Consider the following 23638-nt stretch of genomic DNA (forward strand, 5'->3'; position numbering starts at 1 on the left):
GCCAGTGGATCATCAGATGGCCCGTCAACCTCATGATCAACTAGGCTGGGGAGGGGGACAGTAGGATCTCGGGCGTGCGGGTTCTTTTGGTGGGTGGCGGTGGGCGGGAGCATGCGCTCGCGCTCGGGTTGGCGGCGGACGCGGGCGTTTCGGCGGTGATTGCGGCACCGGGTAATCCGGGGATCGCGAGCGTGGCCGAGCTGCGGACGGTCACTGCGACAGACCCGGCCGCGGTGGCGGCGCTGGCCGTGGAGACGGCGGCTGACCTGGTGGTGATCGGGCCGGAGGCGCCGCTGGTCGCCGGGGTCGCCGATGCGGTCCGCGCCAAGGGCATCGCCGTGTTCGGTCCGTCCGGCGCGGCCGCCCAGCTGGAGGGCTCCAAGGCGTTCGCCAAGGACGTGATGACCGCCGCCGGTGTGCCGACCGCCCGGGCGTTCGTTTGCACGGACGAGGCGAGCACCGCTCGGGCGCTGGACGAGTTCGGCGCGCCGTACGTGGTGAAGGACGACGGGCTCGCCGCCGGCAAGGGCGTGGTGGTGACCGACGACCGGGCCGCCGCGCTGGCACACGCCAACGAGTGTGGCCGGGTCGTGGTCGAGGAGTTCCTCGACGGCCCGGAGGTCAGCCTCTTCGTGGTCACCGACGGCGAGGCGGCGCTGCCGCTGGTGCCGGCACAGGACTTCAAGCGGCTCGGCGACGGCGACACCGGGCCGAACACCGGTGGCATGGGCGCGTACGCACCGCTGCCCTGGGCCCCGGCTGGCCTGGTCGACGAGGTGATGCGCGACGTGGTGCACCCGACGCTGGCGGAGATGCGCCGCCGGGGCACCCCGTTCGCCGGTCTGCTCTACGTGGGGCTCGCGATCACCGCCGCCGGCCCTCGGGTGATCGAGTTCAACGCGCGTTTCGGTGACCCGGAGACCCAGGTGGTGCTCGCGCTGTTGGAGACGCCGCTGGGTGGGCTGCTGCACGCGGCGGCCACGGGCACGTTGGCCGAGCACCCGCCGCTGCGGTGGCGGGACGGCAGCGCCGTGACCGTGGTGCTCGCCGCGCCGGGTTATCCGGCCGCGCCGCGCACCGGTGACGTGATCACCGGCGCGGAGGGTCCGGGCATCATCCACGCGGGCACCGCCCGCCGGGCCAGCGACGGCGCGTTGCTCTCCGCCGGCGGCCGGGTTCTCTGCGGTACGGCCACCGGCGCCGACCTGGCCGCCGCGCGGGACGCCGCGTACGCGCTGGTGGACGGGGTGGAATTGGCCGGCTCGCAGCACCGCACCGACATTGCCGCCGCCGCCATCGACGGCCGGATCACGATTCCCGGCTGAAACCGGGCAACCCCCGGCCGCCCCGCCGCCGTTTGAGCGGTGAGACGAGGGGGTGGCCGGAATGCCGGTCGATGTCGAGGGTTACCGCGACTACGTCGGTGCGCGGCTGGAGCCGCTGCGCCGCACGGCGTACCTGCTCTGCGGTGACTGGCACACGGCCGACGACCTGGTGTCGACGGCGCTGGTCAAGTTGCTCCGGCACTGGTCGCGGGTATCAGTCATGGCCAACCCGGACGCGTACGTCCGGCGGACCCTGCTGCGGGTCTGGCTGGACGAGCGGCGTCGGCCGTGGCGGCGGGAGGCCGCCTGGGCCGAGGTGCCGGACAGCGCGGTCGCGGCCACTGGCACCGACGGCGCGGCGGACCGCCTGACCATCCTCGCTCTGCTGGCCGAGCTGCCGCCGCGTCGCCGTGCGGTCCTCGTGCTGCGCTACTTCTGCGACCTGTCCGTCGAGGAGACCGCGCAGGAACTTGGCTGTACTCCGGGCACCGTCAAGAGCCAGTCGGCGCGTGGTATCGAGGCGATGAGAGCCCGCCTCGCCCCGATGCCGGATCGAGTCGAGGAGGTACGCAACGATGGATGAGCTTCACGACCAGCTGCGTGCGGCGGTCGCCCAGGCGCCGCCGACTCGGATCGACGTGGACGAACTGATCCTGGCCGACCGGCGTCGCCGCCAGCACCGGGCGTGGGCGTTGACCGGCTCCGGGGTTGCCGTGGCGATGATCGCATTGACGTCGACACTGGTCACCGGACCGTACCGGGACGCGCGGGAGCCGACGGCGAACACCGGCCCGTCACTCTGTGCCCAGCCGAACGCGTCTGCCGGCGGGTCCGAGCCGCCGTTCGAGCGGTACGGCACGGCGCACCCGTTCCCGTCGGAGCCGCCGGCCGCCGCCGTGGTCCGACTGACCGTGGCGCTGCGCACCGCCCTGAGCGTCAACCTGCCTCGTGAGCTGACTGTCGATTCGGGGGTGCCCGGGTGTCCGCTGCCGCAGCTGTCGTACGAGCGCACGATAACGGGGTACGTCTACGGGGTGACGGTCAAGCTGTCCAGGGGTGGTGACCAGGGCGATCTGGTCATCGGGATGCGTCCGACCCTCGGGGCGGTTCTTGGATGCCGGGCCGGCCCGTCCGGTAACGACTGTTCGGTCGAGCGGTTCCCGGACGGGACCGAGGCGGCCTCGGGTACCGATGCCGACTCGGCGGGTGCCGGCTCCCTTACCGCGACGGTGCTGCGTCCCGATGGGACAACGGTGGTGGTCAAGCTGGATCAACCCGGTGCGTCCGTGGACCAGCTGTTGCTGACCGAGGATCAGCTGGTGACCATTGGCCGGTGGCCGGGTTTCAACCTGTACCCGTGAGCGACGCGCTTCCCAACCGTCAGCCGTAGTAGCGGCGGAGTTCCCTGGTGAGCACCTTCCCGGTGGCATTGCGGGGCAGGTACTTCACGAAGATCACGTCCCGGGGCATGCTGAACCGGGCCAGGAAGTGCCTGACGTATTCGCGTACCGCCTCGGGGTCGAGCGTCTCCCCGGGGTGCAGGGCGAGGAACGCGGAGAGGCGCTGGCCGTAGTCGGGGTCGGGCACGCCGATCACTGCCGCCTCGCGGACCTGTGGCAGTTGCGCGAGCAGGTCCTCCACCTCGGACGGGAAGACGTTCTCGCCGCCGGAGACGATCATGTCGTCGGCCCGGCCGTCGACGAAGAGCAGACCGTCGGCGGTGAGCCGGCCGAGGTCGCCGGTGTCGAGCAGGCCGTCGCGGGTTTCCCGGTTGGCACCGGAGGTGTAGCCCTCGAAGAGCATCTCGTTGCCGACGAAGATCCGCCCGACCTGTCCGTCCGGCACGGGTTGGCCGTCGTCGTCGAGTATCTGCAGTCTGGTGCCGTGCGGTGGACGACCGGCAGTGGTGGGCGCCTGGCGCAGGTCCCGGGGGTCGGCGATGGAGGCCCAGGAGACCTCGGTGGACCCGTAGAGGTTGTAGATGACGTCTCCGTAGACGTCCATGAACGTGGAGGCCAGCCCACCGGGCAGGGCGGAGCCGCTGACCGCGACCACGGTGAGTGGCGGGCGCGGGTCCGGCGGGGGCACCTCCAGCAGTCGCTGCAGCATCACCGGTACGGCGAAGAGCGCGTTGCACCGGTGCGCGGTCAGGGCGGCGAGCGTGGCGGTCGGGTCGAAGCGACGGTGCAGCACGATGGTGGCCCGCAGCGCCAGGCAGACCTGGAGGGCGGCGAATCCCCAGGTGTGGAAGATCGGCGCGGCGATCATCACCCGGTCCCGGGCGTGCAGGGGGATGCGGTCGATGATGGACACCAGCGGGCCGAAGCCGCCGGGCGTGGGCCGTCGGGCGCCCTTGGGCGTGCCGGTGGTGCCGGAGGTGAGCACGATGATCCGGCCGTCGCGTTCCGGCGGGTGCAGGTCGCCCGGGAGTGCCCCGGCCACCAGTTCCTCGCGGGCGCGTTCGTCGAGCCGGGTCAGTTCGGCGGGGAGGCCGAGGACGCGCTCGGTGAACTCGTCGTCGTGCACGAGTAGCCGCAGCCGCTGTTCCTCGGCGACGGTGCCCAGTTGGGCGGCGCTGAGCCCGGTGTTGACCAGCACGGCGTCGACGCCGAGCAGGGTGGCGGCGACGATGGTCTCGATCAGCCCGTGGTGGTTGCGGCAGAGCACGCCGATCCGGTCGCCGGCCTGGACGCCGAGCCCGGCCCGCATCGAGCGGGCCATCCGTTCGGCCCGGTCGAGCAGTTCGTGGTAGGTCAGCTCGACGCCGTCCTCGTCGATGACGGCTGGACGGCCGGGGTCCCGGGCGGCTGCTTGGCGTAGCTCGCCTGCCAGGCTCCACCCCCACGTCCGCAACGCGTTGAGCTGCGAGGCGACCCGGATCGGGCTGCCGGGGGTGAGCAGCCCACGACGGGTCAGCGTGGCGACGATGAACGGCAGGTCCATGCCGCAGACCTCCTTGGGGTGGTACGCGGACGGGGCAGCGGCTACCCCGTCCATCAGGGCTTCTTTCTTTGATCATGCACTGGGCGCGGCTGAGGGCCCAGTTGGCGTCGGCGTGGGGTGACGAAGACGGCACAGATCGTGGAATCCGGGCCGCGTCGGCCCGACCGGCGCGAAGGCGGTCGGGCCGACGGCGGTCAGCGGATCTGCATCCCGGAGATGGCCCGGGAGATGACCAGTCGTTGGATCTCCGAGGTGCCCTCGAAGATGGTGTAGATCTTGGCGTCCCGGTACCAGCGCTCGACCGGGTGGTCACGCAGGAAGCCGGCCCCGCCGAGCAGTTGCACCGCCTTCTCGGTGACCGAGACCGCCACCTCGCCGGCCTTGAGCTTGGACATCGAGCCCTCGCCGGCGGTGAACGGGCGGTTGTTGCGGCCCATCCAGGAGGCCCGCCAGACCAGCAACCGCGCCGCGTCGATCTCCATCCGCATGTCGGCCAGCGCGAACGCGACCGCCTGGTTCTCGATGATCGGGCGTCCGAACTGGACCCGGTCCTTCGCGTAGTCCAGCGCGTACTCGTAGGCGGCGCGGGCCACGCCGAGCGCCTGGGCGCCGACGGTGGGTCGGGACAACTCGAAGGTGCGCATCGCGGCCTGTCCGCTGGCCCGTTGCCCGGAGCGGGCGCGCGCCAACCGTTCGTCGAGGGCGTCCTTGCCGCCGAGCAGGCAGCGGCCGGGGACGCGTACCCCGTCGAGGAAGACGTCGGCGGTGTGGGACGCGCGGAGGCCGAGTTTGCGCAGCTTACGGGTGGCGGCCAGGCCGGGGGTGCCGGGCGGTACGACGAACGCCGCCTGGCCGCGCGAGCCGAGCGTGGGGTCCACCGAGGCGGTGACCACGTGCACGCCGGCGATGCCGCCGTTGGTGGCGTACGCCTTCTGGCCGGTGAGCACCCACTCGTCGGTGGCCTCGTCGTAGACGGCCCGGGTGCGCATCGCGCCGACGTCGGAGCCGGCCTCCGGCTCGCTGGTGCAGAACGCGGCGACGGCCGGCGAGTCGACGTCGCCGAAGCACTGCGGCACCCACTCGACCATCTGGTCGGGGGTGCCGGCGCCGTAGATGGCGGCGACGGCGAGGGAGGTGCCGAAGATGCTCAGCCCGATGCCGGCGTCACCCCAGAAGAGTTCCTCGCTGGCGATGGGTAGGGAGAGCCCGGTCGGGTCGGCCCAGCAGGTGGCGAGGAACTCGAAGCCGTAGAGGCCGACCTTGGCGGCTTCCTGGATCACCGGCCACGGGGTGTCCTCGCGTTCGTCCCACTCGGCGGCGGCTGGGCGCACGACCTCGGCGGCGAAGCCGTGCACCCAGTCGCGTAGATCCCGCTGTTCCTCGTTCAGGTCGAGCGAGAACTCAGCCATGTCAGGCCTTGGGGATGTCGAACAGGTTGGCGATGTTGGCGGCGAGGCCGAGGTCGCCCTTCGCCTTCAGCTTGCCGGTCATGAACATCATCACCGGGTTGGCGCCACCGGAGACGATCTTCAAAAACTCGACCGGGCCCATGGTGAGGCTCAGCTTCGGGTCGTGCTGCGGGGTCTCGTTGACGACGCAGGTGCCGTCGGCGATGACCACCTCGTAGGTGTCGCTGCCGCCGTCGGGCCGCCCGGTGATGATCCAGTGGATGACCGCGTTGGTGGAACCGGCCCGGTCGGCGCGGAACAGCGACGGCATCCGACCGAACACCTCGCCGAGGACCTTGTCCCGCATGTCACCGGACATCACCTGGGCGATCTTGTCGTCCGGGGTGGACTTGACCAGCTGGGCGAACTCCTTGGGGCCGACGTTGGCGAAGGTGGCCGGGTCGAAGTCAGTCATCAGGTGCGCCTTCCGAAGATTTGGCTACTCGCGCGTAACCCTACGCACGAGTAGGTATGCTCGCAAGGTGTCCACCGTTCCCGCCTTCAAGCGCCTGCCACGCGCCGTCCGCGAGCAGCAGATGCTCGACGCGGCCGTCAAGGTCTTCTCCCGACGCGGCTTCCACGCCGCCAGCATGGACGAGATCGCGGAGGACGCCGGCATCTCCAAACCCATGGTCTACGCGTACCTGGGCACCAAGGAGGAGCTCTTCGTCGCCTGCCTGCACCGGGAGGGCACCCGGATGATGCAGGCCATCGCCGGGGCGGCGGCCCCCGACCTGCCAGCCGACGAGCGGCTCTGGCGCGGGCTGAGGGCGTTCTTCGGCTTCGTGGGCGCGCACCGGGACGGCTGGGCGGTGCTCTACCGGCAGGCCCGGGGCGAGCAGCCGTTCGCCGGCGAGCTGGCCACCATGCGGGCCCGGCTGGTCGATGTGGTCGCCGGGATGCTCGACCACGCGCTGCGCGCCGAGGGCCGCGAGATCGCCGCCCTCGACCTGGAGGTCGTCGCGTACGCCCTGGTTGGCGCGACCGAGTCGCTGGCCGACTGGCTCGCGGACCACCCGGACGCCGACCCGGAGAAGACCGCCACCCGGATGATGAACGTGGCCTGGCTCGGTGCCGCCCAACTCCTGCACGGCGTCACCTGGCGTCCGCCGGTCGACTGACGGCCCCGGCGCGGACCGCGTCGCCGCCCGACTCGTCGGCCCGCGCCGCACGCCGTCGACGCCCGCGGAGCCAACGCACCACCTCGACGACCACCGTCACCGTCAGCGCGAGGCCCAGACCGAGCAGGAGCCCACGCAGCGGGTCCTGCTCGAAGGCCAACCCGCCCAGATAGCCGACCAGCGCCGAGTAGAGCCCCCACGACCCGGCGGCGAGCGCGTCGAAGGCCAGAAAGCGTCGCCGGGGATAGTGGACAGCGCCCATGGTGAGGGTGACAGCGGTCCGGCCGCCCGGCACGTAGCGGGCCACGGTGAGGATCAGCCCGCCGCGCGTCGCGATTCCCCGCCGGGCCCGGTCGACCGCGGCCCGGCGTCGACTTCCGGGCGGCAGCCGGTCGAGCAGCCGCGCGCCACCGCCCCGTCCGATCGCGTACGAGACGTGGTCGCCGACCAACGCCCCGGCGGCGGCCACCAGGACCACCGCCGGCAGGTACGGCGCGCCGGAGGCCGCGAAGACTCCAGCGGTGATCACCGCCGTCTCGCTCGGCACCACCGGGAAGAAGCCGTCGAGCACCGCGATCGCGAAGATCGCCAGGTACACCCAGGGCGAGGACATCGTCTCGTGCAGCAGGTCGAGTAGATCCATGATCCTGATGCTGGTGGGAGCGGCGGCTGCCGCCATCGGCCAGTGGTCAGCCGGGCCCCACTACTTAGGTCGCATCCGGCCCCGACGGCGGGTAGGGGTCATCCCTCACGCCACCCCGGTCTGGCCGCGCGGGACGCCTCGATCCGGCCGCCGAGCCCTAAGCTCGCAGCGTGGCCTCCAGCGCCGTCGCCGTCCGGCGGGCCGTCCAGCGGTACGCCTCGGTGCTGCTCGCCGTCACCGTCGCGGCAGCCGTCTGGGCCAGCTCGACCGGCGACATCGGCGTCCGCTCCCCGCTGCCGGGCGTCGTCGCGTTCGTCCTCGCGGTCGCCTCGGGTTGGGCCGCCGGCATGATCCGGACGCGCCGCTGGCCGTTGTTCCTGGTCGCGGCGGTCGGCTGGCTGGTGCTCGCCGCCGCTGCGGCCGGGGTGGTCGCCTCGTACCAGGCGGGCCTGCGGCTGCGCGGTCGACGGCTCGCCGGCTACCTCGCCGGTGCGGCGGTGGTGCTCGCCGGTGGGGTGCTGGTCGGGCTGGAGGTGGGCGGCACCCGCCGGATCACCACCGCCACCAGCGGCAACGTGCTGATCCTCGCCGCCGGTCTGGTCGGGCTTCCGTTGGTCTTCGGCCTCTGGGTGCGGGCGCGCCGGGACACCCTCGCCGCACTGCGGGACCGGGCCGAGCGGCTGGAACGCGAGCAGGAGGCCCGCGCCGACCAGGCCCGTGCCGAGGAGCGGACCAGGATCGCCCGGGAGATGCACGACGTGGTGGCGCATCGCGTCTCGTTGATGGTGGTGCATGCCGGCGCGCTGGAGGTGACCGCCGTGGACCCGGCGACAGTCGAGGCCGCCGCGCTGATCCGGACCACCGGGCGGCAGGCGCTCACCGACCTGCGTGAGGTGCTGGGCGTGCTGCGACAGGCCGGCCCGGCCGTGCTGCCGGAGCGCGGACTGGACGCGCTGGACGAGTTGATCGGGGAGTCCCGGGCTGCCGGGCTGCGGGTGTCCCGGCAGGACGAGGGTGTGCCGACGGCGCTACCGGCGACCCTGGGGCGTACCGCGTACCGGGTGGTCCGGGAGGCGTTGACGAACGTGCGCAAGCACGCCGCCGACGCCGAGACCGTCGTGGGCCTGCACTACCTGCCGGACGGGCTGGAGGTGCTGGTCCGTAACGGTCCGTCCGAGGGTGGGACGGCGCTGCCCGGTGCCGGCCAGGGGTTGCTCGGGCTGCGTGAGCGGGTGGAGTTGCTCGGCGGCCGACTGGAAGCCCGGCCCGCGGACGGCGGCTTCCTGGTTCGGGCTCTGATCCCGCTGGCGGATGCGGCGTGATCCGGGTGGTGGTGGTCGACGACGAGCACCTGGTCCGTGCCGGCCTGCGGCTGATCCTGGAGGCGGCCGAGGACATCACCGTCGTCGGTGAGGCGGCCGACGGTGCCGGCGCGGTGGAGCAGGCGCACCGGTTACGCCCCGACGTGGTGCTGCTCGACGTGCGGATGCCGGGCGTCGACGGGCTGACCGTCGCGCCCGAGGTGGTCTCCGCCGGACCGAAGGTGATCATGTTGACCACCTTCGACCTCGACGAGTACGTGCACCGGGCGTTGCGGGCCGGGGCGGTGGGATTCCTGCTCAAGGACACCCCACCCCGCGAGCTGGCCGCCGCCGTCCGGACGGTGGCGGCCGGGAACGCGATGCTCGCCCCGACGGTGACCCGGCGCCTGATCAGCTCGTTCGCCGAGCGTGGTCCGGCCCGTCGGGAAGCGGCCCGGCAGCGACTCGCGCCGCTCACCGCGCGCGAGCTGGAGATCGTCCGGGAGGTGGCGCGCGGGCTCGGCAACGCGGAGATCGCCAGACAGCTGACGATGAGCGAGGCCACCGTGAAGGCGCATGTCAGCCGGGCGCTGGCGAAACTCCAGGCGGGCAACCGGGTGCAGCTGGCCATCCTGGTGCACGACGCCGACCTGCTCTGACGAACGGCAGGCCGATCCGGCCCGGTCAGTGGCGGGCGGCGGCGCGGCGGTGCGCCCGGTGCCGCAGCCACCGGACGCCCTCGATGCCCAGCGTGACGATCACCGAGAGGCCGATCCCGGCGAGGACGCCCTTGACGGGGTGGCGTTCGAAGGCCAGCCCACCGAAGTAGCCGAGCAACCCGCAGTACAGGGCCCAGGTGACCGCCGCGATCGCGTCGTAGAGCAGGAACGACCGGCGGGGATACCGCACCGCGCCCATGGTGAGGGTGACCGCGGTCCGGCCGCCCGGCAGGTACCGGGAGGTGGTCAGGATCAGCCCACCGCGTCGGTCCAGCGCGCGGCGCGCCCACTCGGAGCTGGCCCGTCGGCGGCTGCCGTCGGGGAATCCGGCGAGCCGGTTCGCGCCGCCACCGCGCCCGATGGCGTACGACACGTGGTCGCCGGCACAGGCGCCCACCGCGGCGGCGACGATCACCGCCGCCAGGTTGGGGTTGCCGCTGGTGGAGAGCACGGCGGCGGTGATGACGGCCGCCTCGCCGGGCACGGCCGGGAAGAACGCGTCGACCGCCGTGAGCCCGAAGATCAGCAGGTACACCCACGGTGAGGTGACCAGCTGTCGGAGCAGGTCGAGCGCGGAATCCATGTCCCCATGCTCGCCGGGTACGACCCGCCCGGTGGCCGAAGCCGCGGGATCACCCCCACCTCTCCCCGCGCCGATCTTGCACTTTGTGCCTGGACCAAACCCTGCAAGTGCCGCATAACGACAACCGAAAGTGCAAGATCGACGGGTTGGGGGCGGGGCGGGGTTGGGTTGGGCGGGTGGGTTAGGCCGTGCGGGCCAGGGCCTGTGGGGCGAGCAGCGGGCCGTGTGGGGTCTTGTTGTCGGCGGTGGGGCCGTGTGAGGTGAGCACCACCGGTGTGTCCAGCTCCGCGCCTACCGCTGCTGGCCAGTCCTGCGGCGCTTCGTCGTACAGCGGGCGGGAGCGCAGCAGGCGGGCGGTGAGCGCGGCCTGCCGGTCCAGGTCACCCGGTGGGCCGGGGGTGAGCCGGTCGGTCGTGTCGTAGCGGCGGCAGATCCGTAGCCCGGGGCCGGCGAGGTCGAGGTGGGTCAACGCCAGGCCGTCGACACCGCCCGCCGCGGCGAGGGCGTACCGGTGGGCGACCGCGTCGAAGTGGCCGAACCGGAACCTGCCCTGCCACGGGTTGGTGCCGTTGTGCCGGTCGGTGAACGGCAGCGCCGGGTCCTCGGTCACCAGCGGGCCGGCCCCGTGCCGGGTGGTGACGACGCGCAACACCCCGATCCGGGTCACGTCGCCGGGCCGGCCCGCCTCGGCGAGCAGACTGTCGACGTTGGCGAACGTGGTGGTGCTCCAGGTGGTGTACGGGTGAAAGCCGTGCCACTCGTCGAGCAGCACCCCCTGCGCACCCTCGAAGACGCAGGTCCCGGTGCGCAGCGCCCCGGCCAGCCAGCTGCTGTCGACGATGGCGACCCGCCCGGCGAACCCGGTGAACGCGGGCAGGCAGTCCTCGATCGGTGGCGCGTCCAGCGGGCCCAACTCGGCGGTCAACCGGTCCCGCAGGACGGTCAGCCGACGGCGCAGCAGTGCGGGGCTGTGGCAGTCGGCGACCCGTGGCGCGTCGTCCGGGTGGGCGAGACCGTACGCGACGGCCTCGCCCACCCCCAGCCCGCAGGAGCCGTGCCGGTCGGCTCCCCGGGCGATCTCGCGGGCCCGGTTGGCGGCCCGGTGGTACGGGGTGGCGAGCAGCGCGTCCCCGTCGACGGTCAGCCGGTCGAGCGCGTCGGGCACCCCGACCGTGGCGAGGTGGTCGGCCTCGGCGGCCAGCGCCAGCGGGTCCACCACCACGTGCCGGGACAGGTGCGTACGCACACCCGGATGGAACGTGCCCGCCCCGAACTGCGCGAACGTGTGGTGCCGCCCGTCGCGCAGCACGACGTTGTGCGCCGCCTGCGCGCCCCCGTTGAAGCGGACCACGGTGTGCACTCCACGGGTGGCGCAGAGCCAGTCCACGACAGTGCCCTTGCCGGCGTCGCCGTAGCCGAGGTCGACCACCGCCACATGGTTCACAGCCGGGTCACCCCGCCGGTGGTGTCGCGGAACGCCGGCAGCGTCGACACCTCGGCCCGCCGTCCCCGGCCCAGGCGGGCCAGCGCCTTCGACACGGTCCCGGTGGCCGTGGAGCCGGCCCGGTCCAGGTGGCGGAGGCCCTCGTCCAGGTCGATCGCCTGTTCGCCGAGGCCGATGGTGAGTGCGATGGTCTCGCAGACCGCGTCGAGGTCGTCGAGGACGACGGCGTTCTGCCCGAGCAGGTCCCGCCAGAAGTCGAGCACCGTGGCGTTGCCGGCGTAGTGGCTGCCGGCGGGGAGCAGGTAGTAGGTGTCCCAGCGGCTGGTCACCTCGTCGACGACCTGCCGCAGCGGCACGTCCTCGGCGAGGTTGTCGCCGGTCAGGGCGGCCACCTCCCGGGCCTTCACCTGCGGGTACGCCAGCTCGTCGCCGATGATGAACAGGTAGCCGCGTCGACCGCGCTTCTCCCAGTTGTCGGTGACGGTGTGCCGGGCCATGAAGTACATGGCCAACTCGTACGACTCGCTCATCTGCCCGCCGCCACCGCCTTCGAGGACGATCCGGCCGAGGTCGTCGTCCATCCGGTTGTCCGACTCGAACTGGCCCACCTGCAACGGCACCCGGTCGCAGGTGGCGTCGCCGATCGCGCCGAACATGATCTGCGGGTCGCTGGCGTACCCCTGCCGTTGCAGCAGCCCGAGCAGCTGCGGCAGCTTGGTCTGCAGGATCCGTGGGACCGTGCGCATCGAGCCGGTCACGTCGAAGAGCACGGCGACGGGCGTCGAGCTGGGGTGTTCGGCGGAGTCGCGGCTCTCGCGCATCGCGTCGCGGGGGTCGAGCGCGGGGTGCACGGTGCGCGCTCCGCTGTCGCTGTAGGAGAAGGCGCTCTTGCCGGTGGACCGGCGGTAGCGGTCGGCGGCGTCGTACACGTCGGTGGACCAGATTCCACTGCCCATGACAGCTCCTTAGCGGGTGAGGGTGAAGGGGCGGAAGGTGCGGGGCCCGTAGAGCCGGTCCAGCACCTGGTCGAGTTCGCGCAGCAGGCCCCAGGCGTCGTCGGGCCGGTCGGAGAGGCGGCGCTGACGGCAGCCTTGGGCGAAGGTGAGCAGCTCGCGCGGCGCGTGGCGGTTGAGCAGCGAGGTCATGCAGCGGGTGGCCATCCAGATGTCGGTGCCCGGCCCGCACTGCCGCTTCTGGGCGATCTCGGGCGGGTACCAGTCCTCGTGGCCGGGCACCAGCGCCGGGATCGTGCTGCCGACGGGGGCGGAGAAGCACCAGTCGACCAGCACCACGCCGTGGGCGTCCGGCTCGATCAGGACGTGTCGCGGCAGGACCGCGCCGTGCACGATGCCGGCCCGGTGGGCCAGGCCGAGCACCACCAGCAGCCGCCGCCACATCCAGGCCACGTCCCGGGCGTCCAGCCCGTCCGGGTACGCGCGCCGCACCTCGTCGAGGGTGTGCAGGCCGGATGCGGTGGCGAGCACGTTGATCCGCCGTTCGGCGCCGGTCACGCTGTCGCGGTGCCGGAATTCGTCGACGAGCCTCGGCACGTACGGCAGGTAGCGCGGGTCGCCGCGCTCGGCGATGGTGTGCAGGGCGTGCGCCTCGCGGGCCATCAGGTCGTTGTCGGTGGGCTGTCGGGGCAGCTTGAGCAGCCGGTCGTCGCCGACGTCGTAGAGGTCGGCGAGATCGCCGGAGTGGACCGGCGCGCCGAGGCGGTAGTCGCCGAGGACGGTGACCCGCCGGGCCTGCCACCGGGTGGTGACGTGGATGAAGGCTTCGGTGGCTTCGGCGCGTACCGCAGGGTCGGTCGGCAGGCGGTCGGGGTGCAGGGCCGCGACCAGCTCGCGGTAGCGGCGGGCCGACTGATCGGTGCCGAACAGGTCGGTGTCGGTGCGGGCGGCAGCGACCAGGCGGATGGCCTCGGTGGTCATCACCGCACCGTCTCCTCGCGGGCGGGGCGCAGAAGCGCCGGGTGCAGCAGCCGGGCGTCGCCGGCCCGGTAGAGCCGGGCGCGGGGACCGCCCCGGGCCCCACCGCGCTCGGTGCTGGCGCCGGTGCTCTCCACGAAGCCCGGCACGGAGAGCACCTTGCGGTGGAAGTTGCCGGCGTGCAGCGGGTGCCCCCAGACGGTCTCGTAGACGGCCCGCAGCTCGCTGATGGTGAACTCGGCGGCGAGGAAGCGGGTGGCGAGCGGGGTGTACTCCAGCTTGGAGCGGGCCCGTTCCAGCGCGTCGTCGATGATCCGGCCGTGGTCGAAGGCGAGCTGTCGGCTGGTCAACGCGGTCACCGGCAGCCAGATCGCCTCGTCGGCGTCGCTGCCGGCCGCGGGGTCCGGCAGGTCGGGAGCGAACGCGAGGTGGGCGATCGAGACGACCCGCATCCGCGGGTCCCGGTCGCGAGCGCCATAGCTGCCCAACTGCTCCAGGTGTACGCGGCGCAGCTCCTCGCCGCCGAGCCCGGTCTCCTCGGCCAACTCCCGTCGGGCGCCGGCGGTCAGGTCCTCGTCGGGGCGGACGAAGCCGCCGGGCAGCGCCCAGTGCCCGGCGAAGGGTGCCTCGCCGCGCCGGATCAGCAGCAGGTGCAGCGCGTCCTCGCGGATGGTCAGCGCCACCACGTCGACGGTCACGGCGACCGACGGGTAGGCCCGGGGGTCGTACGCGGCCAGGAACTCCTGCTCGTTCATCGTGTCACTCTCATTCTGAGAACATCTCTCTGTGAGAACAACTTAACGCATGGGGGCGCCGTTGCCAAGAGGGCGCAATCAGCGCACGGGACGCTTCGGTGCGCTCAGCGCAGGTGACCCGTCAGGTGTGGTCGACCACGGGAGTCGTGCAGTGTGAAGCCGCCGTCCGGAAGCAGCGCGAAGCTCACAGTGCTCGGCAGAGGCACGGGCAGCTTGAAGGCGACCTCGACGGTGTACGCGTCGGGCAGTCGGGCCTCCAGCGCGGCCAGGCAGCGCGCCTTGCTCCACATGCCGTGCGCGATCGGCCGGCGGAAACCGAACAGCCGCGCCCCGAGTCGGGACGTGTGGATCGGGTTGTGGTCGCCGGAGACCCGCGCGTACTCCGTACCGACGCGCGGGTCCACCCGCCAGCGGGCGGTGGCCGTCGGCGGCGCGGGCCGTTCGCCCCGGTCGCGTCCGCCGGGCGTGCGCTCCCGACCGAGGTACGTCGAGACGCCGCGCCACACCTCCTCCCCGTCGACCGAGCCGACCAGCACCACGTCGACCTGCCGCCCCCGGTCGTGTGGGCGCAGATTCTCCGCGTACGTGGTGAAGTCGAGGGTCTCGTCGGCGGTGATCGGGCGGCGCACGGTGATCCGGTTGCGCACGTGCACCAGACCGAGCAGCGGGACGGGGAAGTCCGGCGCGGTCATCAGGCGTAGGGCCAGCGGGAAGCCCATGACGTGCGGAAACGTCGCGGGCAGCCGATCGCTCAGCCGGAACCCGCAGACCCGGTCGTAGTCGGCCAACCGCCCCCGGTCCACTGTCACCCCGCCCACCGTCAACTCGACCGCCGGCAGGTCGGGCCCGCGCCGCCCGCCCCCGAGGCCCGGCAGCGCGCCGAGCAACGCCCGTCGGTGCAGCGCCCCGGCCGCCGGCATCCGAGCCAGCTCGACACTGGTACGACCGCCCGGTCCCGGCTGCCCGCCCATCACGCCCCCAGCAGGCTCTGCCCGCACACCCGGACCACGTTTCCGCTGACCGCGCCGCTGGCCGGCCAGGCCAGCCAACCGATCGTCTCGGCCACGTCCACCGGCAACCCGCCCTGGGCCAGGCTGTTCATCCGCCGGCCCGCCTCGCGGACCACCAGCGGGATGCGCGCGGTGAGCCGGGTCTCGATGAAGCCCGGGGCCACCGCGTTGACGCTGATCCCCCGTTCCCGCAGGGTCGGGGCCAGTGAGTCGACCAACCCGATCACGCCAGCCTTGCTGGTGGCGTAGTTGGTCTGCCCCCGGTTGCCGGCGATCCCGGCGATCGAGGAGACCGAGATGATCCGTCCGCCGGTCGGGATCAGCTCCCGCTCCAGCAGCACGTCGTTGATCCGCTCCTGGCTGGAGAGGTTGACGTCGATGACCTGGTCCCACCGGTCGGCGTCCATCCGGCCGAGCGTCTTGTCCCGGGTGATGCCGGCGTTGTGCACCACCACGTCGACCCGGCCGTGCCGGCTGGCCAGGTGCTCGGCGAGTCGGGTCGGCGCGTCCGGCGCGGTCAGGTCGAGTTGGACGGCGGTGCCGCCGATGTCGTTCGCCACCGCGGCGAGCGCGTCGCCGGCCGCCGGGATGTCCAGGGCCACCACCGTCGCGCCGTCGCGGGCCAGCACCTTGGCCAGCGCCGCGCCGATGCCCCGCGCGGCGCCGGTGACCAGCACCACCTGACCGTCCAGTGGGCGGTCCCAGTCGGCCGGGGCGCTCGCCGTGCCGCCGCCGACCCGCACGACCTGCCCCGACACGTACGCGGACCGCCCGGACAGCAGGAAACGGAGGGTCGATTCGAGGCTGGTGGCCGTGCCCGCGGCGAGGGTCGGGCCGTCGGCGCGGCTCACGTAGACGAGTTGCGCGGTGCTGCCCCGGCCGAATTCCTTGCCGATGCTGCGGACCAGACCTTCGAGGGCGCGCTGGGCCGTCGCCTCGCGGGGTGTCGCGCACTCCCGTGGCGGGGTGCCCAGCACGATCACCCGACCGCTGGGCAGCACGGCCCGGGCCTGCGGGTGGAAGAAGTCGTAGAGCTGGCGCAGCTCGGTCGAGTCGGTGACCCCGGTGGCGTCGAAGAGCAGTGCCCCGTACCGCTGCCCGGTGGCCGCCGGGTCGGCCAGCTCGACCCCGGCGGCGGTCAGCATCTTGGCGAGCGGCTCGGCGAGCCGGCCGCCGGTGGCCGCGCCGAGCAGCGCCGGCCCGGGCAGCAGCGGGTCGCCGGGGTGGTGCCGGCGCAGTCGGGGCGGGTCGGGCAGCCCGAGGCGCTTGACCAGCGCGCGGCCGGCGGCCGATTGGACGAAGCTCGCGTACCTGTCGGTCATGGGCGTAGCCTACTGGCGAGTAGGGTTTGAGCAACACATCTTGAGGAGGCGGATCGTGCAGAGCATCCGGCGGGTCGCGGTCATCGGGGGCAACCGCATCCCCTTCGCCCGTTCCAACTCCCGCTACGCGGACGCGTCGAACGCCGACCTGCTCGGCGCGGCGCTCGACGGCCTGATCGCCCGCTACGGCCTGGCCGGGCAGCGGGTCGGCGAGGTGGTGACCGGAGCGGTGCTCAAGCACTCCCGCGACTTCAACCTCACCCGCGAGGTCGTCCTCGGCTCCCGGCTCGACCCGCACACCCCGGCGTACGACATCCAGCAAGCGTGCGGCACCGGCCTGGAGGCGACGATCCTGGTCGCCAACAAGATCGCCCTCGGCCAGCTCGACGTGGGCATCGCCGGCGGCGTGGACACCACCTCCGACGCCCCGCTCGCCGTCAACGAGGAGATGCGCCGCACGCTGCTCAAGCTCAACAGCGCCCGCACCCTGGGCGAACGGCTCAAGATCGCGGCGAAGCTGCGCCCGCTCCAGCCGTTCAAGCCGGACATCCCGCGCAACGCCGAGCCGCGTACCGGCCTGTCCATGGGTGAGCACGCCGCCCGAACCGCAGTGCGGTGGCAGATCGACAGGCGATCCCAGGACGAGCTGGCGCTGCGCTCGCACCAGCGGCTCGCCGCCGCGTACGACAGGGGCTTCTTCGACGACCTGATGACGCCGTACCTGGGGCTGACCCGCGACGCGAACCTGCGCCCGGACACCAGCGTGGAGAAGCTCGGCTCGCTCAAGCCGGTCTTCGGCACCCGTGGCCCGGACGCCGAGCACGCCACCATGACCGCCGGCAACTCGTCGCCCCTCACCGACGGCGCATCCACTGTGCTGCTGGCCAGCGAGGAGTGGGCGGCGGCGCACAACCTGCCGGTGCTGGCCTGGTTCAGCTGGTCGGAGACCGCGGCTGTGGACTTCGTCCACGGCGACGAGGGTCTGCTGATGGCACCCGCGTACGCGGTCCCCCGGATGCTGGCCCGCGCCGGCCTGACGTTGCAGGACTTCGACTACTACGAGATCCACGAGGCGTTCGCGTCGCAGGTGCTGGCCACCCTCGCCGCCTGGGAGTCGCCGGAGTTCTGCAAGGACCGGCTCGGCCTGGACGCGCCGCTGGGCGCGGTCGACACCGACCGGCTCAACGTCAACGGCTCGTCGCTGGCTGCCGGGCACCCGTTCGCCGCCACCGGCGGGCGGATCGTTGCCACACTGGCCAAACTGCTGGCCGAGAAGGGCAGCGGACGCGGGCTGATCTCCATCTGCGCGGCCGGCGGTCAGGGCGTGACAGCCATCCTGGAGCGCTGAACGCACGACGGTCCGTCCCTTATCGGGACGCCTGCCGGCGGGCGTTAACGGACCGTTCAGGAGTTGGTCCGCTGGCCGAGGGTTTACCACGCGATCGTGATCGTTGCCGCGCTCTCGGCGCGGGAACTGCTCACTCCTGCGTGCGGAACGGGGCGTGTCACCGTGGAGTCAGCCCTCAGCCGGACGACCACCCTCTCGGTGGTCATCCCGATGTTCAACGAGGCTGCGGTCATCCCAGCGCTGGTCGCCCGGCTGCGACCGGTGCTCGACGCGCTCGCCGTCGACTACGAGGTGGTCGCCGTCGACGACGGCAGCCGGGACGACACCGTGTCGGCGCTCTTCGACCACGGCCGGGAGTGGCCGCAACTGCGGGTGCTCCGGCTGCGGCGCAACAGTGGCCACCAGGCGGCGTTGACCGCCGGCCTGCACCGGGCCGTCGGCCAGTGGGTGGTCAGCCTCGACGCCGATCTCCAGGATCCGCCGGAGACCATCGCCGAGATGCTCCGGGTGGCCCGCGAGGACGGGGTGGATGTCGTCTACGGCGTTCGCGCCGACCGCAGCACCGACACGATGTTCAAGCGCAACACCGCCCGCGGCTACTACTGGGCGATGCGCCGGCTCGTCGGCGTCGACCTGCCCGCGCAGGCCGGCGACTTCCGGTTGCTCAGCCGGGACGTGATCGAGGTGCTGCGCCGGTTGCCCGAACGCGCCCCGGTCTATCGGCTGCTGGTGCCGTCGCTCGGCTTCCCCTGCGCCGAGGTGCGCTACGACCGGGAGGCCCGCGCCGCCGGCGAGACGAAGTATCCGCTGCGCCGGATGATGGCCCTGGCCTGGGAGAGCACCGCGAACTTCTCCGCCGCGCCGCTGCGCCTGGCCACCTGGCTGGGGATGTCCAGCTTCCTGCTCTGCCTCGCGCTGATCGTGTTCGGCATGGTCGTGCACGTCTCCGGCGCCACCATCCCCGGCTGGACGTCGATGTTCGTCGCGGTGCTGCTGCTCAGTGGGGTGCAGTTGATCTGCCTCGGCCTGTTGGGTGACTACGTCGGCCGGATCTACGCCACGGTGCAGAACCGGCCCGCGTTCCACATCGGGTTCGACTCCCGGGACGAGCGGGATGAGCCCGCGGGTGCGAAGCCCGTCGCACGGGGCGACGACCGTACGCCGAGCTTCGATTCGGTGGTCGGCGTCCGTGGCTGACACCCTGGTGGCCGAGCGGATCGACACCCCGACCCCGACGTCGCGCCGGACCGTTCTCGTACCGCTGCTCAGCACGCTCCCGTGGGCGCTGGTGATCGCCGCGCTGCTCGTGGTCTGGTCGCGCGGCGGCGTGCCCGGCTTGGACCTCGCCCGGTTCGGCGCGTACTGGGTCCTCGCGTTGGTGCTTCCCGGGACCCTGGTGCACCGTGCGCTGCGCGGCAGCCGGGGCAACCTCCCGGAGGACCTCGGCTACGGCGCGGCCACCGGCCTGCTGTTGGAGATCGCCGCCTGGGCGTTGGCCGCCGCGACCGGTCAGCAGTCCCTGTTGCGGTGGTGGCCGCTGCCCGTCCTCGTCGCGTTCGCCGCCGTCCCCCGGCTGCGCCGGCACTGGCGGGTCGGCGGGCGCCGTCCACTGCCGCTGGCCTGGCACTGGGGGATGGGCGCGGCGCTGCTGCTGGTGCTGGCCTGGGGCTACACCCAGTGGCGGATGGTTCCGCTGCCGCCGGTGTACGGCAGCTACTACCAGGACGTGCTCTACCACCTGGGTCTGGTGCAGGAGCTGACCCGGGCGATGCCGTTCGAGTTGCCGCACGTCGCCGGGGAGGCGCTGCGCTACCACTACCTGTCCGACGCGCACATCGCCAGCGGCAGCATGATCACCGGAATCTCGCCGGCGGTGGTGCTGCTGCGACTCTGGCTGGTGCCGGTGATCGGTACGGCGGTGCTGCTCGCGGCCGGGCTCGCCCGCGACCTGAGCGGGGCCGTCTGGGCCGGTCCGGTGGCCGCCCTCGCCGCCTTCACCGGGAGCACTGTCACGCTCGGCTCGCCAGTCGGCGTATCCGGCGAGATGCCGCTGTCGTACGCCAGCCCTTCCCAGACGTACGCGCTGGTGCCGCTGTTGCTGCTCGCAGGGCTGGTCGTCGACGTGGCCCGGGGGCGGTCTCTCGGCGCGGCCTGGCCGCTGGTTCCGGTGCTCGGGCTGGTCTGTGCCGGGGCGAAGTCCAGCGCGGTGCCGCCGCTGATCGCCGGCCTGGGTCTCACCGTCGTCGTGTTCTGGTGGCGCAGGCGACAGGTCCCCCGACCGGCACTGGTGGCGCTGGCCTGCCTGGTGGCGGCGATGGCGCTCGGTTTCCGGCTGTTCGCCGGTGGCGGGGCGGGCACGTTGCGCGTGCAGGCGTTGGCGTTGCTGCACTTCATCGCCCCGTACGCGGAGACCCTCGGCACGGGTGACGGAATCTGGCCGAGCGCGCCGCTGCCGCCGGGCATCAACGACGGTGGTGTTCTCGGCTGGCTGCTGGCGTTCGCCGTGGTCGCCTGGTGGGTGCTGGGTCAGACGCCCCGGTGGGTGGGCATGGGCCTGCTCGTCGACGGTGGGCACCGGGCCGATCCGGCCGTCTGGCTGCTCGCCGGCACGGCACTGGCCGGGGCGGGAGCCACCTGGGTGTTCCAGCACCCGTCGATCAGTCAGATCTACTTCTGGATGGGGGTCATCCCGGTCGGTGTCGTGCTGACCACCTGGTCCCTCGCCCAGGCCCGGGCGCCCTGGCCGGTGCTGGTGGTGCCCGCCGTGGCCGGCGCGCTGGCGGGGCTCGCCACGGCCGGCACGGTGGTGGGCTTCGCCGTGCCGAGGATCAGCCGTCCCGGCACCCCCACCACCTCGACCGTCGAGGGCTGGCTGCGGGTGCTGGGTCTCTCGGCGGCCCGGTACGTGCTGTTCGTGGCGGTGGCCGCCGCGCTCGCCGTCGGAGTGGCCGCCCTGTGGCGGCGCCGCGTCCCGTCGTCGGTCCCGGGGCGGGCCGCCCCGGCGGGTCGTCGGCGGGCGGCGGCGATCGCCCTGGCCGGGGTGACTGCGGCGATGCTCGGTGCCAGCGCCGCCGTCGTCGTGGGCGGGACCGTCCGTTCGGTGCTGACCGAGCCGGTGCCGGCGACCGGGCCGCAGGCGTACGCGCTGACCGCCGACGAGATGCGCGCGGCGCTGTGGCTGGACGACAACGCCGCCGACGACGACGTGGTCGCCACCAACGTGCACTGTCGGCCGGTGCGGACCACCCCGCACTGCGACGCCCGCGCGTTCTGGGTGACCGGCCTGGGCGGGCACCGCACGGTGGTGGAGAGCTGGGGCTACACCGACGAGGTGGTGGCCGCGCACGGCGTCGAGAACCTCGGGTACGCCCGACAGAGCTTCCCCGATCAGGCGTTGCTCGCGCTCAACGACGGGGTGTTCAGCAGGCCGACCCGGGCGGACCTGGACCGGCTCCGCACCGAGCACGGGGTCCGGTGGCTCTTCGCCGACAGCCGGGCGGGCGCGGTGTCGGCGGAGCTGGCCGGGTTGGCGCAGGTCCGGCTGGTCGCCGGCCCGGTCACCGTCTACGAGCTGAACCGCCAGTGACGACCTGAGCACCCCCGGCCCGGTCCCGGCGTCCACCAGCGGGTGCGGGACAATGAGGTACGTGACGACGATCCCCAACGTGCTGGCCAACCGGTACGCCTCGCCCGAACTGGCAGCCCTCTGGTCCCCGGAGGAGAAGGTCCGGATGGAGCGGCGGCTCTGGCTCGCCGTGCTCCGCGCCCAGCGCGACCTGGGCGTGCCGGTGCCGGACGGCGTGGTCGAGGCGTACGAGCGGGTGCTCGACCAGGTCGACCTCGCCTCGATCGCGCAGCGGGAGCGGGTCACCCGGCACGACGTGAAGGCCCGGATCGAGGAGTTCAGCGCGCTCGCCGGGCACGAGCACGTGCACAAGGGGATGACCTCCCGGGACCTCACCGAGAACGTCGAGCAGCTACAGGTGCGCGCGTCGCTGGAGCTGATCCGCGACCGGGTGGTGGCCACCCTGGCCCGGCTCGCCTTCCTGGCGTACGAGCACTCCGAGCTGGTGATGACCGGCCGTTCGCACAACGTCGCCGCCCAGGCCACCACGCTGGGCAAGCGCTTCGCGTCGGCGGCGGAGGAACTGCTGATCGCGTACGACCGGCTGGAGGAGCTGATCGCCCGCTACCCGCTGCGGGGGATCAAGGGACCGGTCGGCACGGCAGCCGACCAGCTCGACCTCTTCGACGGCGACGCCGACAAGGTGGCCGAGTTGGAGCGGCGGGTCGCCGAGCACCTGGGGTTCTCCCGGGTGCTGGACAGTGTCGGGCAGGTCTATCCGCGTTCACTCGACTTCGACGTGCTGGCCGCGCTGGCACAGACCGCCGCCGCGCCGTCGTCGCTGGCCACCACGATCCGGTTGATGGTCGGCCAGGAGCTGGCGACCGAGGGCTTCAAGCCGGGTCAGGTCGGTTCGAGCGCGATGCCGCACAAGATGAACACCCGCTCGTCGGAGCGGGTGAACGGCTTCGCCGTGATCATCCGGGGTTACCTGTCGATGGTCGGCGAGTTGGCCGGTGACCAGTGGAACGAGGGGGACGTGTCCTGCTCGGTGGTCCGCCGGGTGGCGTTGCCGGACGCGTTCTTCGCCGCCGACGGGCTGTTCCAGACGTTCCTCACCGTGCTCGACGAGTTCGGCGCGTACCCGGCGGTGATCAACCGGGAGCTGGAGCGGTTCCTGCCCTTCCTGGCCACCACGAAGATCCTGGTCGCGGCGGTCCGTCGGGGCGTCGGCCGGGAGGTCGCCCACGAGGTGATCAAGGAGCACGCGGTGGCGGTGGCGCTGGCGATGCGCGAGAAGGGCGCACCGGAGAACGACCTCTTCGACCGCCTGGCGGCGGACGGCCGGCTCGGCCTGTCCCGCGCCGACATCGACACCCTGGTCGCCGACCGCAACGCCTTCGTCGGTGCCGCCCAGGCCCAGGTGGCAGCGGTGACCCGCCGGATCACCAAGGTGGTGCAAACCCACCCCGACGCCGCCACCTACAGCCCACCCCCCATCCTCTAACCCCAGCCACCCCCACCCTCTCCCGGTGATCAAGAGGTTTGCGTCAACTTCGATCTCCCTGGTGACCGAAACCTCTTGATCAACAGGGCAGGGTGGGCCGGGTGTCAGTCGCCGGTCGGGGTTTCGGCGGCGGTTCTCAGGTTGGGGGCGCTGGCGGGTTCGGCGATGCCGCCGGGAGATCCGGTGAAGCCCGCCGGCTCCGCGGTCTCCGCGGCGACCGCCGGCTGGTCGGCCGGCATGACCTCGGGCATCTTGGGTACGGCGACCACGGCCGTCCCGTACGCGCAGATCTCCATCCACATCTCGCCGCAGTCCCGGCTGTCGAATCGCATGCCGATCACCGCGTTCGCGCCGAGCCGCAGGGCCTCCTCGCCGAGGCGGGCCACCGAGTCGGTGCGCCACCGGGTCAGATTGTCCGGTGCCATCGGGTCGTACGCGCCGCCGCGCAGGTTCTTGACCCCCTCGCGGTACGGGTTGCGCGTCCTGGCCATCGATGACACCACCTCACCGAGAATCTGGCGGATCTCGTAGCCGGGCAGTTGCTCTGTCGTCACGACCAGCACGTTTCCGATGCTGTCAGGAGTGGCGCGACCCGATCGTGTGCATTGTTCACCTGATCGGATGCTGCAAAACAGCGCGGCGCGGACGGCCGGCACGTGGCCGACCATCCGCG

22 protein-coding genes are annotated in these 23638 nt (G+C 72.6%); 10 read left to right on the forward strand and 12 right to left on the reverse strand.

Translation table 11 applies throughout. The annotated features are described in order from the left end of the window. The first annotated feature begins 74 nt into the window (after positions 1 to 74). From purD to IF22_RS0114420, 3 genes are all read left to right on the forward strand, one after another. On the forward strand, positions 75 to 1325 hold the full coding sequence (gene purD, locus IF22_RS0114410; protein WP_030332151.1) for a phosphoribosylamine--glycine ligase: 1251 nt from the start codon (positions 75 to 77) through the stop codon (positions 1323 to 1325). Positions 1326 to 1386: 61 nt separating this feature from the next. After that, entirely contained in the window at positions 1387 to 1908 is a 522-nt protein-coding gene (locus IF22_RS0114415; RefSeq protein ID WP_030332153.1) for a SigE family RNA polymerase sigma factor, read from the forward strand. Further along, on the forward strand, positions 1901 to 2686 hold the full coding sequence (locus IF22_RS0114420) for a hypothetical protein (RefSeq protein WP_030332155.1): 786 nt from the start codon (positions 1901 to 1903) through the stop codon (positions 2684 to 2686). Before IF22_RS0114415 ends, IF22_RS0114420 begins: the two co-directional genes overlap by 8 nt. A 19-nt stretch (positions 2687 to 2705) precedes the next feature. On the opposite strand, the gene IF22_RS0114425 is transcribed toward IF22_RS0114420, so the two are convergent. The 3 genes from IF22_RS0114425 to IF22_RS0114435 form a co-directional block, all read right to left on the reverse strand. Continuing rightward, a complete protein-coding gene (locus IF22_RS0114425) occupies positions 2706 to 4268 on the reverse strand; it encodes an AMP-binding protein (protein WP_030332156.1) in 1563 nt (520 codons plus the stop codon). A 194-nt stretch (positions 4269 to 4462) separates the two neighbouring features. After that, positions 4463 to 5677 (reverse strand): acyl-CoA dehydrogenase family protein, encoded by a 1215-nt coding sequence (locus tag IF22_RS0114430; RefSeq protein ID WP_030332158.1) that lies wholly within the window; start codon positions 5675 to 5677, stop codon positions 4463 to 4465. Between the two features lies 1 nt (position 5678). Next, positions 5679 to 6131: an SCP2 sterol-binding domain-containing protein gene (locus tag IF22_RS0114435; protein WP_030332160.1), complete on the reverse strand. Its 453-nt coding sequence runs from the start codon at positions 6129 to 6131 to the stop codon at positions 5679 to 5681. Between the two features lie 67 nt (positions 6132 to 6198). On the opposite strand from IF22_RS0114435, the gene IF22_RS0114440 reads away from it, so the two are divergent. Further along, positions 6199 to 6837 carry a TetR/AcrR family transcriptional regulator gene (locus IF22_RS0114440; RefSeq protein WP_030332161.1) on the forward strand — a complete coding sequence of 213 codons (639 nt, stop codon included), beginning with the start codon at positions 6199 to 6201 and terminating at the stop codon, positions 6835 to 6837. Here the strand turns inward: IF22_RS0114440 and IF22_RS0114445 are convergent. Then, positions 6812 to 7483, reverse strand: coding sequence for a DedA family protein (locus IF22_RS0114445; protein WP_036411517.1), 672 nt, complete (start codon positions 7481 to 7483; stop codon positions 6812 to 6814). The two genes, IF22_RS0114440 and IF22_RS0114445, sit on opposite strands and share 26 nt — an antisense overlap. Before the next feature lie 167 nt (positions 7484 to 7650). On the opposite strand from IF22_RS0114445, the gene IF22_RS0114450 reads away from it, so the two are divergent. Then, complete coding sequence (locus IF22_RS0114450; RefSeq protein ID WP_051708466.1) at positions 7651 to 8802, forward strand: sensor histidine kinase; 1152 nt, start codon at positions 7651 to 7653, stop codon at positions 8800 to 8802. After that, positions 8799 to 9440, forward strand: a complete 642-nt coding sequence (locus IF22_RS0114455) for a response regulator (RefSeq protein WP_030332168.1) — start codon at positions 8799 to 8801, stop codon at positions 9438 to 9440. The genes IF22_RS0114450 and IF22_RS0114455 overlap by 4 nt, the downstream gene beginning before the upstream one ends. A 25-nt stretch (positions 9441 to 9465) precedes the next feature. On the opposite strand, the gene IF22_RS0114460 is transcribed toward IF22_RS0114455, so the two are convergent. The 7 genes from IF22_RS0114460 to IF22_RS0114490 form a co-directional block, all read right to left on the reverse strand. Next, positions 9466 to 10083 carry a DedA family protein gene (locus tag IF22_RS0114460; protein WP_030332169.1) on the reverse strand — a complete coding sequence of 206 codons (618 nt, stop codon included), beginning with the start codon at positions 10081 to 10083 and terminating at the stop codon, positions 9466 to 9468. A gap of 181 nt (positions 10084 to 10264) precedes the next feature. Continuing rightward, positions 10265 to 11527, reverse strand: a complete 1263-nt coding sequence (locus IF22_RS0114465) for an adenylosuccinate synthetase (RefSeq protein WP_030332171.1) — start codon at positions 11525 to 11527, stop codon at positions 10265 to 10267. Continuing rightward, positions 11524 to 12483 (reverse strand): hypothetical protein, encoded by a 960-nt coding sequence (locus tag IF22_RS0114470; RefSeq protein WP_030332173.1) that lies wholly within the window; start codon positions 12481 to 12483, stop codon positions 11524 to 11526. Before IF22_RS0114470 ends, IF22_RS0114465 begins: the two co-directional genes overlap by 4 nt. Before the next feature lie 9 nt (positions 12484 to 12492). Further along, a complete protein-coding gene (locus tag IF22_RS0114475; RefSeq protein WP_245233625.1) occupies positions 12493 to 13461 on the reverse strand; it encodes a serine/threonine protein kinase in 969 nt (322 codons plus the stop codon). After that, a complete protein-coding gene (locus tag IF22_RS0114480; RefSeq protein ID WP_030332177.1) occupies positions 13461 to 14213 on the reverse strand; it encodes an NUDIX hydrolase in 753 nt (250 codons plus the stop codon). The genes IF22_RS0114475 and IF22_RS0114480 overlap by 1 nt, the downstream gene beginning before the upstream one ends. A gap of 104 nt (positions 14214 to 14317) precedes the next feature. After that, the gene (locus tag IF22_RS0114485) at positions 14318 to 15184 is read right to left on the reverse strand and encodes a MaoC/PaaZ C-terminal domain-containing protein (protein ID WP_030332179.1); all 867 of its coding nucleotides are present in this window, start codon (positions 15182 to 15184) and stop codon (positions 14318 to 14320) included. Next, positions 15184 to 16545 carry a 3-oxoacyl-ACP reductase gene (locus IF22_RS0114490; RefSeq protein WP_030332181.1) on the reverse strand — a complete coding sequence of 454 codons (1362 nt, stop codon included), beginning with the start codon at positions 16543 to 16545 and terminating at the stop codon, positions 15184 to 15186. Before IF22_RS0114490 ends, IF22_RS0114485 begins: the two co-directional genes overlap by 1 nt. Before the next feature lie 55 nt (positions 16546 to 16600). On the opposite strand from IF22_RS0114490, the gene IF22_RS0114495 reads away from it, so the two are divergent. The 4 genes from IF22_RS0114495 (at position 16601) to purB (ending at position 22965) form a co-directional block, all read left to right on the forward strand. Beyond that, on the forward strand, positions 16601 to 17893 hold the full coding sequence (locus IF22_RS0114495; RefSeq protein WP_030332183.1) for an acetyl-CoA C-acetyltransferase: 1293 nt from the start codon (positions 16601 to 16603) through the stop codon (positions 17891 to 17893). A 162-nt stretch (positions 17894 to 18055) separates the two neighbouring features. Continuing rightward, positions 18056 to 19090: a glycosyltransferase family 2 protein gene (locus tag IF22_RS0114500; RefSeq protein WP_280940603.1), complete on the forward strand. Its 1035-nt coding sequence runs from the start codon at positions 18056 to 18058 to the stop codon at positions 19088 to 19090. Beyond that, on the forward strand, positions 19083 to 21479 hold the full coding sequence (locus tag IF22_RS0114505; RefSeq protein ID WP_030332187.1) for a hypothetical protein: 2397 nt from the start codon (positions 19083 to 19085) through the stop codon (positions 21477 to 21479). The genes IF22_RS0114500 and IF22_RS0114505 overlap by 8 nt, the downstream gene beginning before the upstream one ends. Before the next feature lie 61 nt (positions 21480 to 21540). After that, entirely contained in the window at positions 21541 to 22965 is a 1425-nt protein-coding gene (gene purB, locus IF22_RS0114510; RefSeq protein ID WP_030332189.1) for an adenylosuccinate lyase, read from the forward strand. Between the two features lie 104 nt (positions 22966 to 23069). On the opposite strand, the gene IF22_RS0114515 is transcribed toward purB, so the two are convergent. Then, positions 23070 to 23633, reverse strand: a complete 564-nt coding sequence (locus IF22_RS0114515) for a YbjQ family protein (RefSeq protein WP_081883826.1) — start codon at positions 23631 to 23633, stop codon at positions 23070 to 23072. Positions 23634 to 23638: the final 5 nt, after the last annotated feature.

It is taken from the genome of Micromonospora parva, from assembly GCF_000718515.1.
Lineage (GTDB): Bacteria > Actinomycetota > Actinomycetes > Mycobacteriales > Micromonosporaceae > Micromonospora > Micromonospora parva.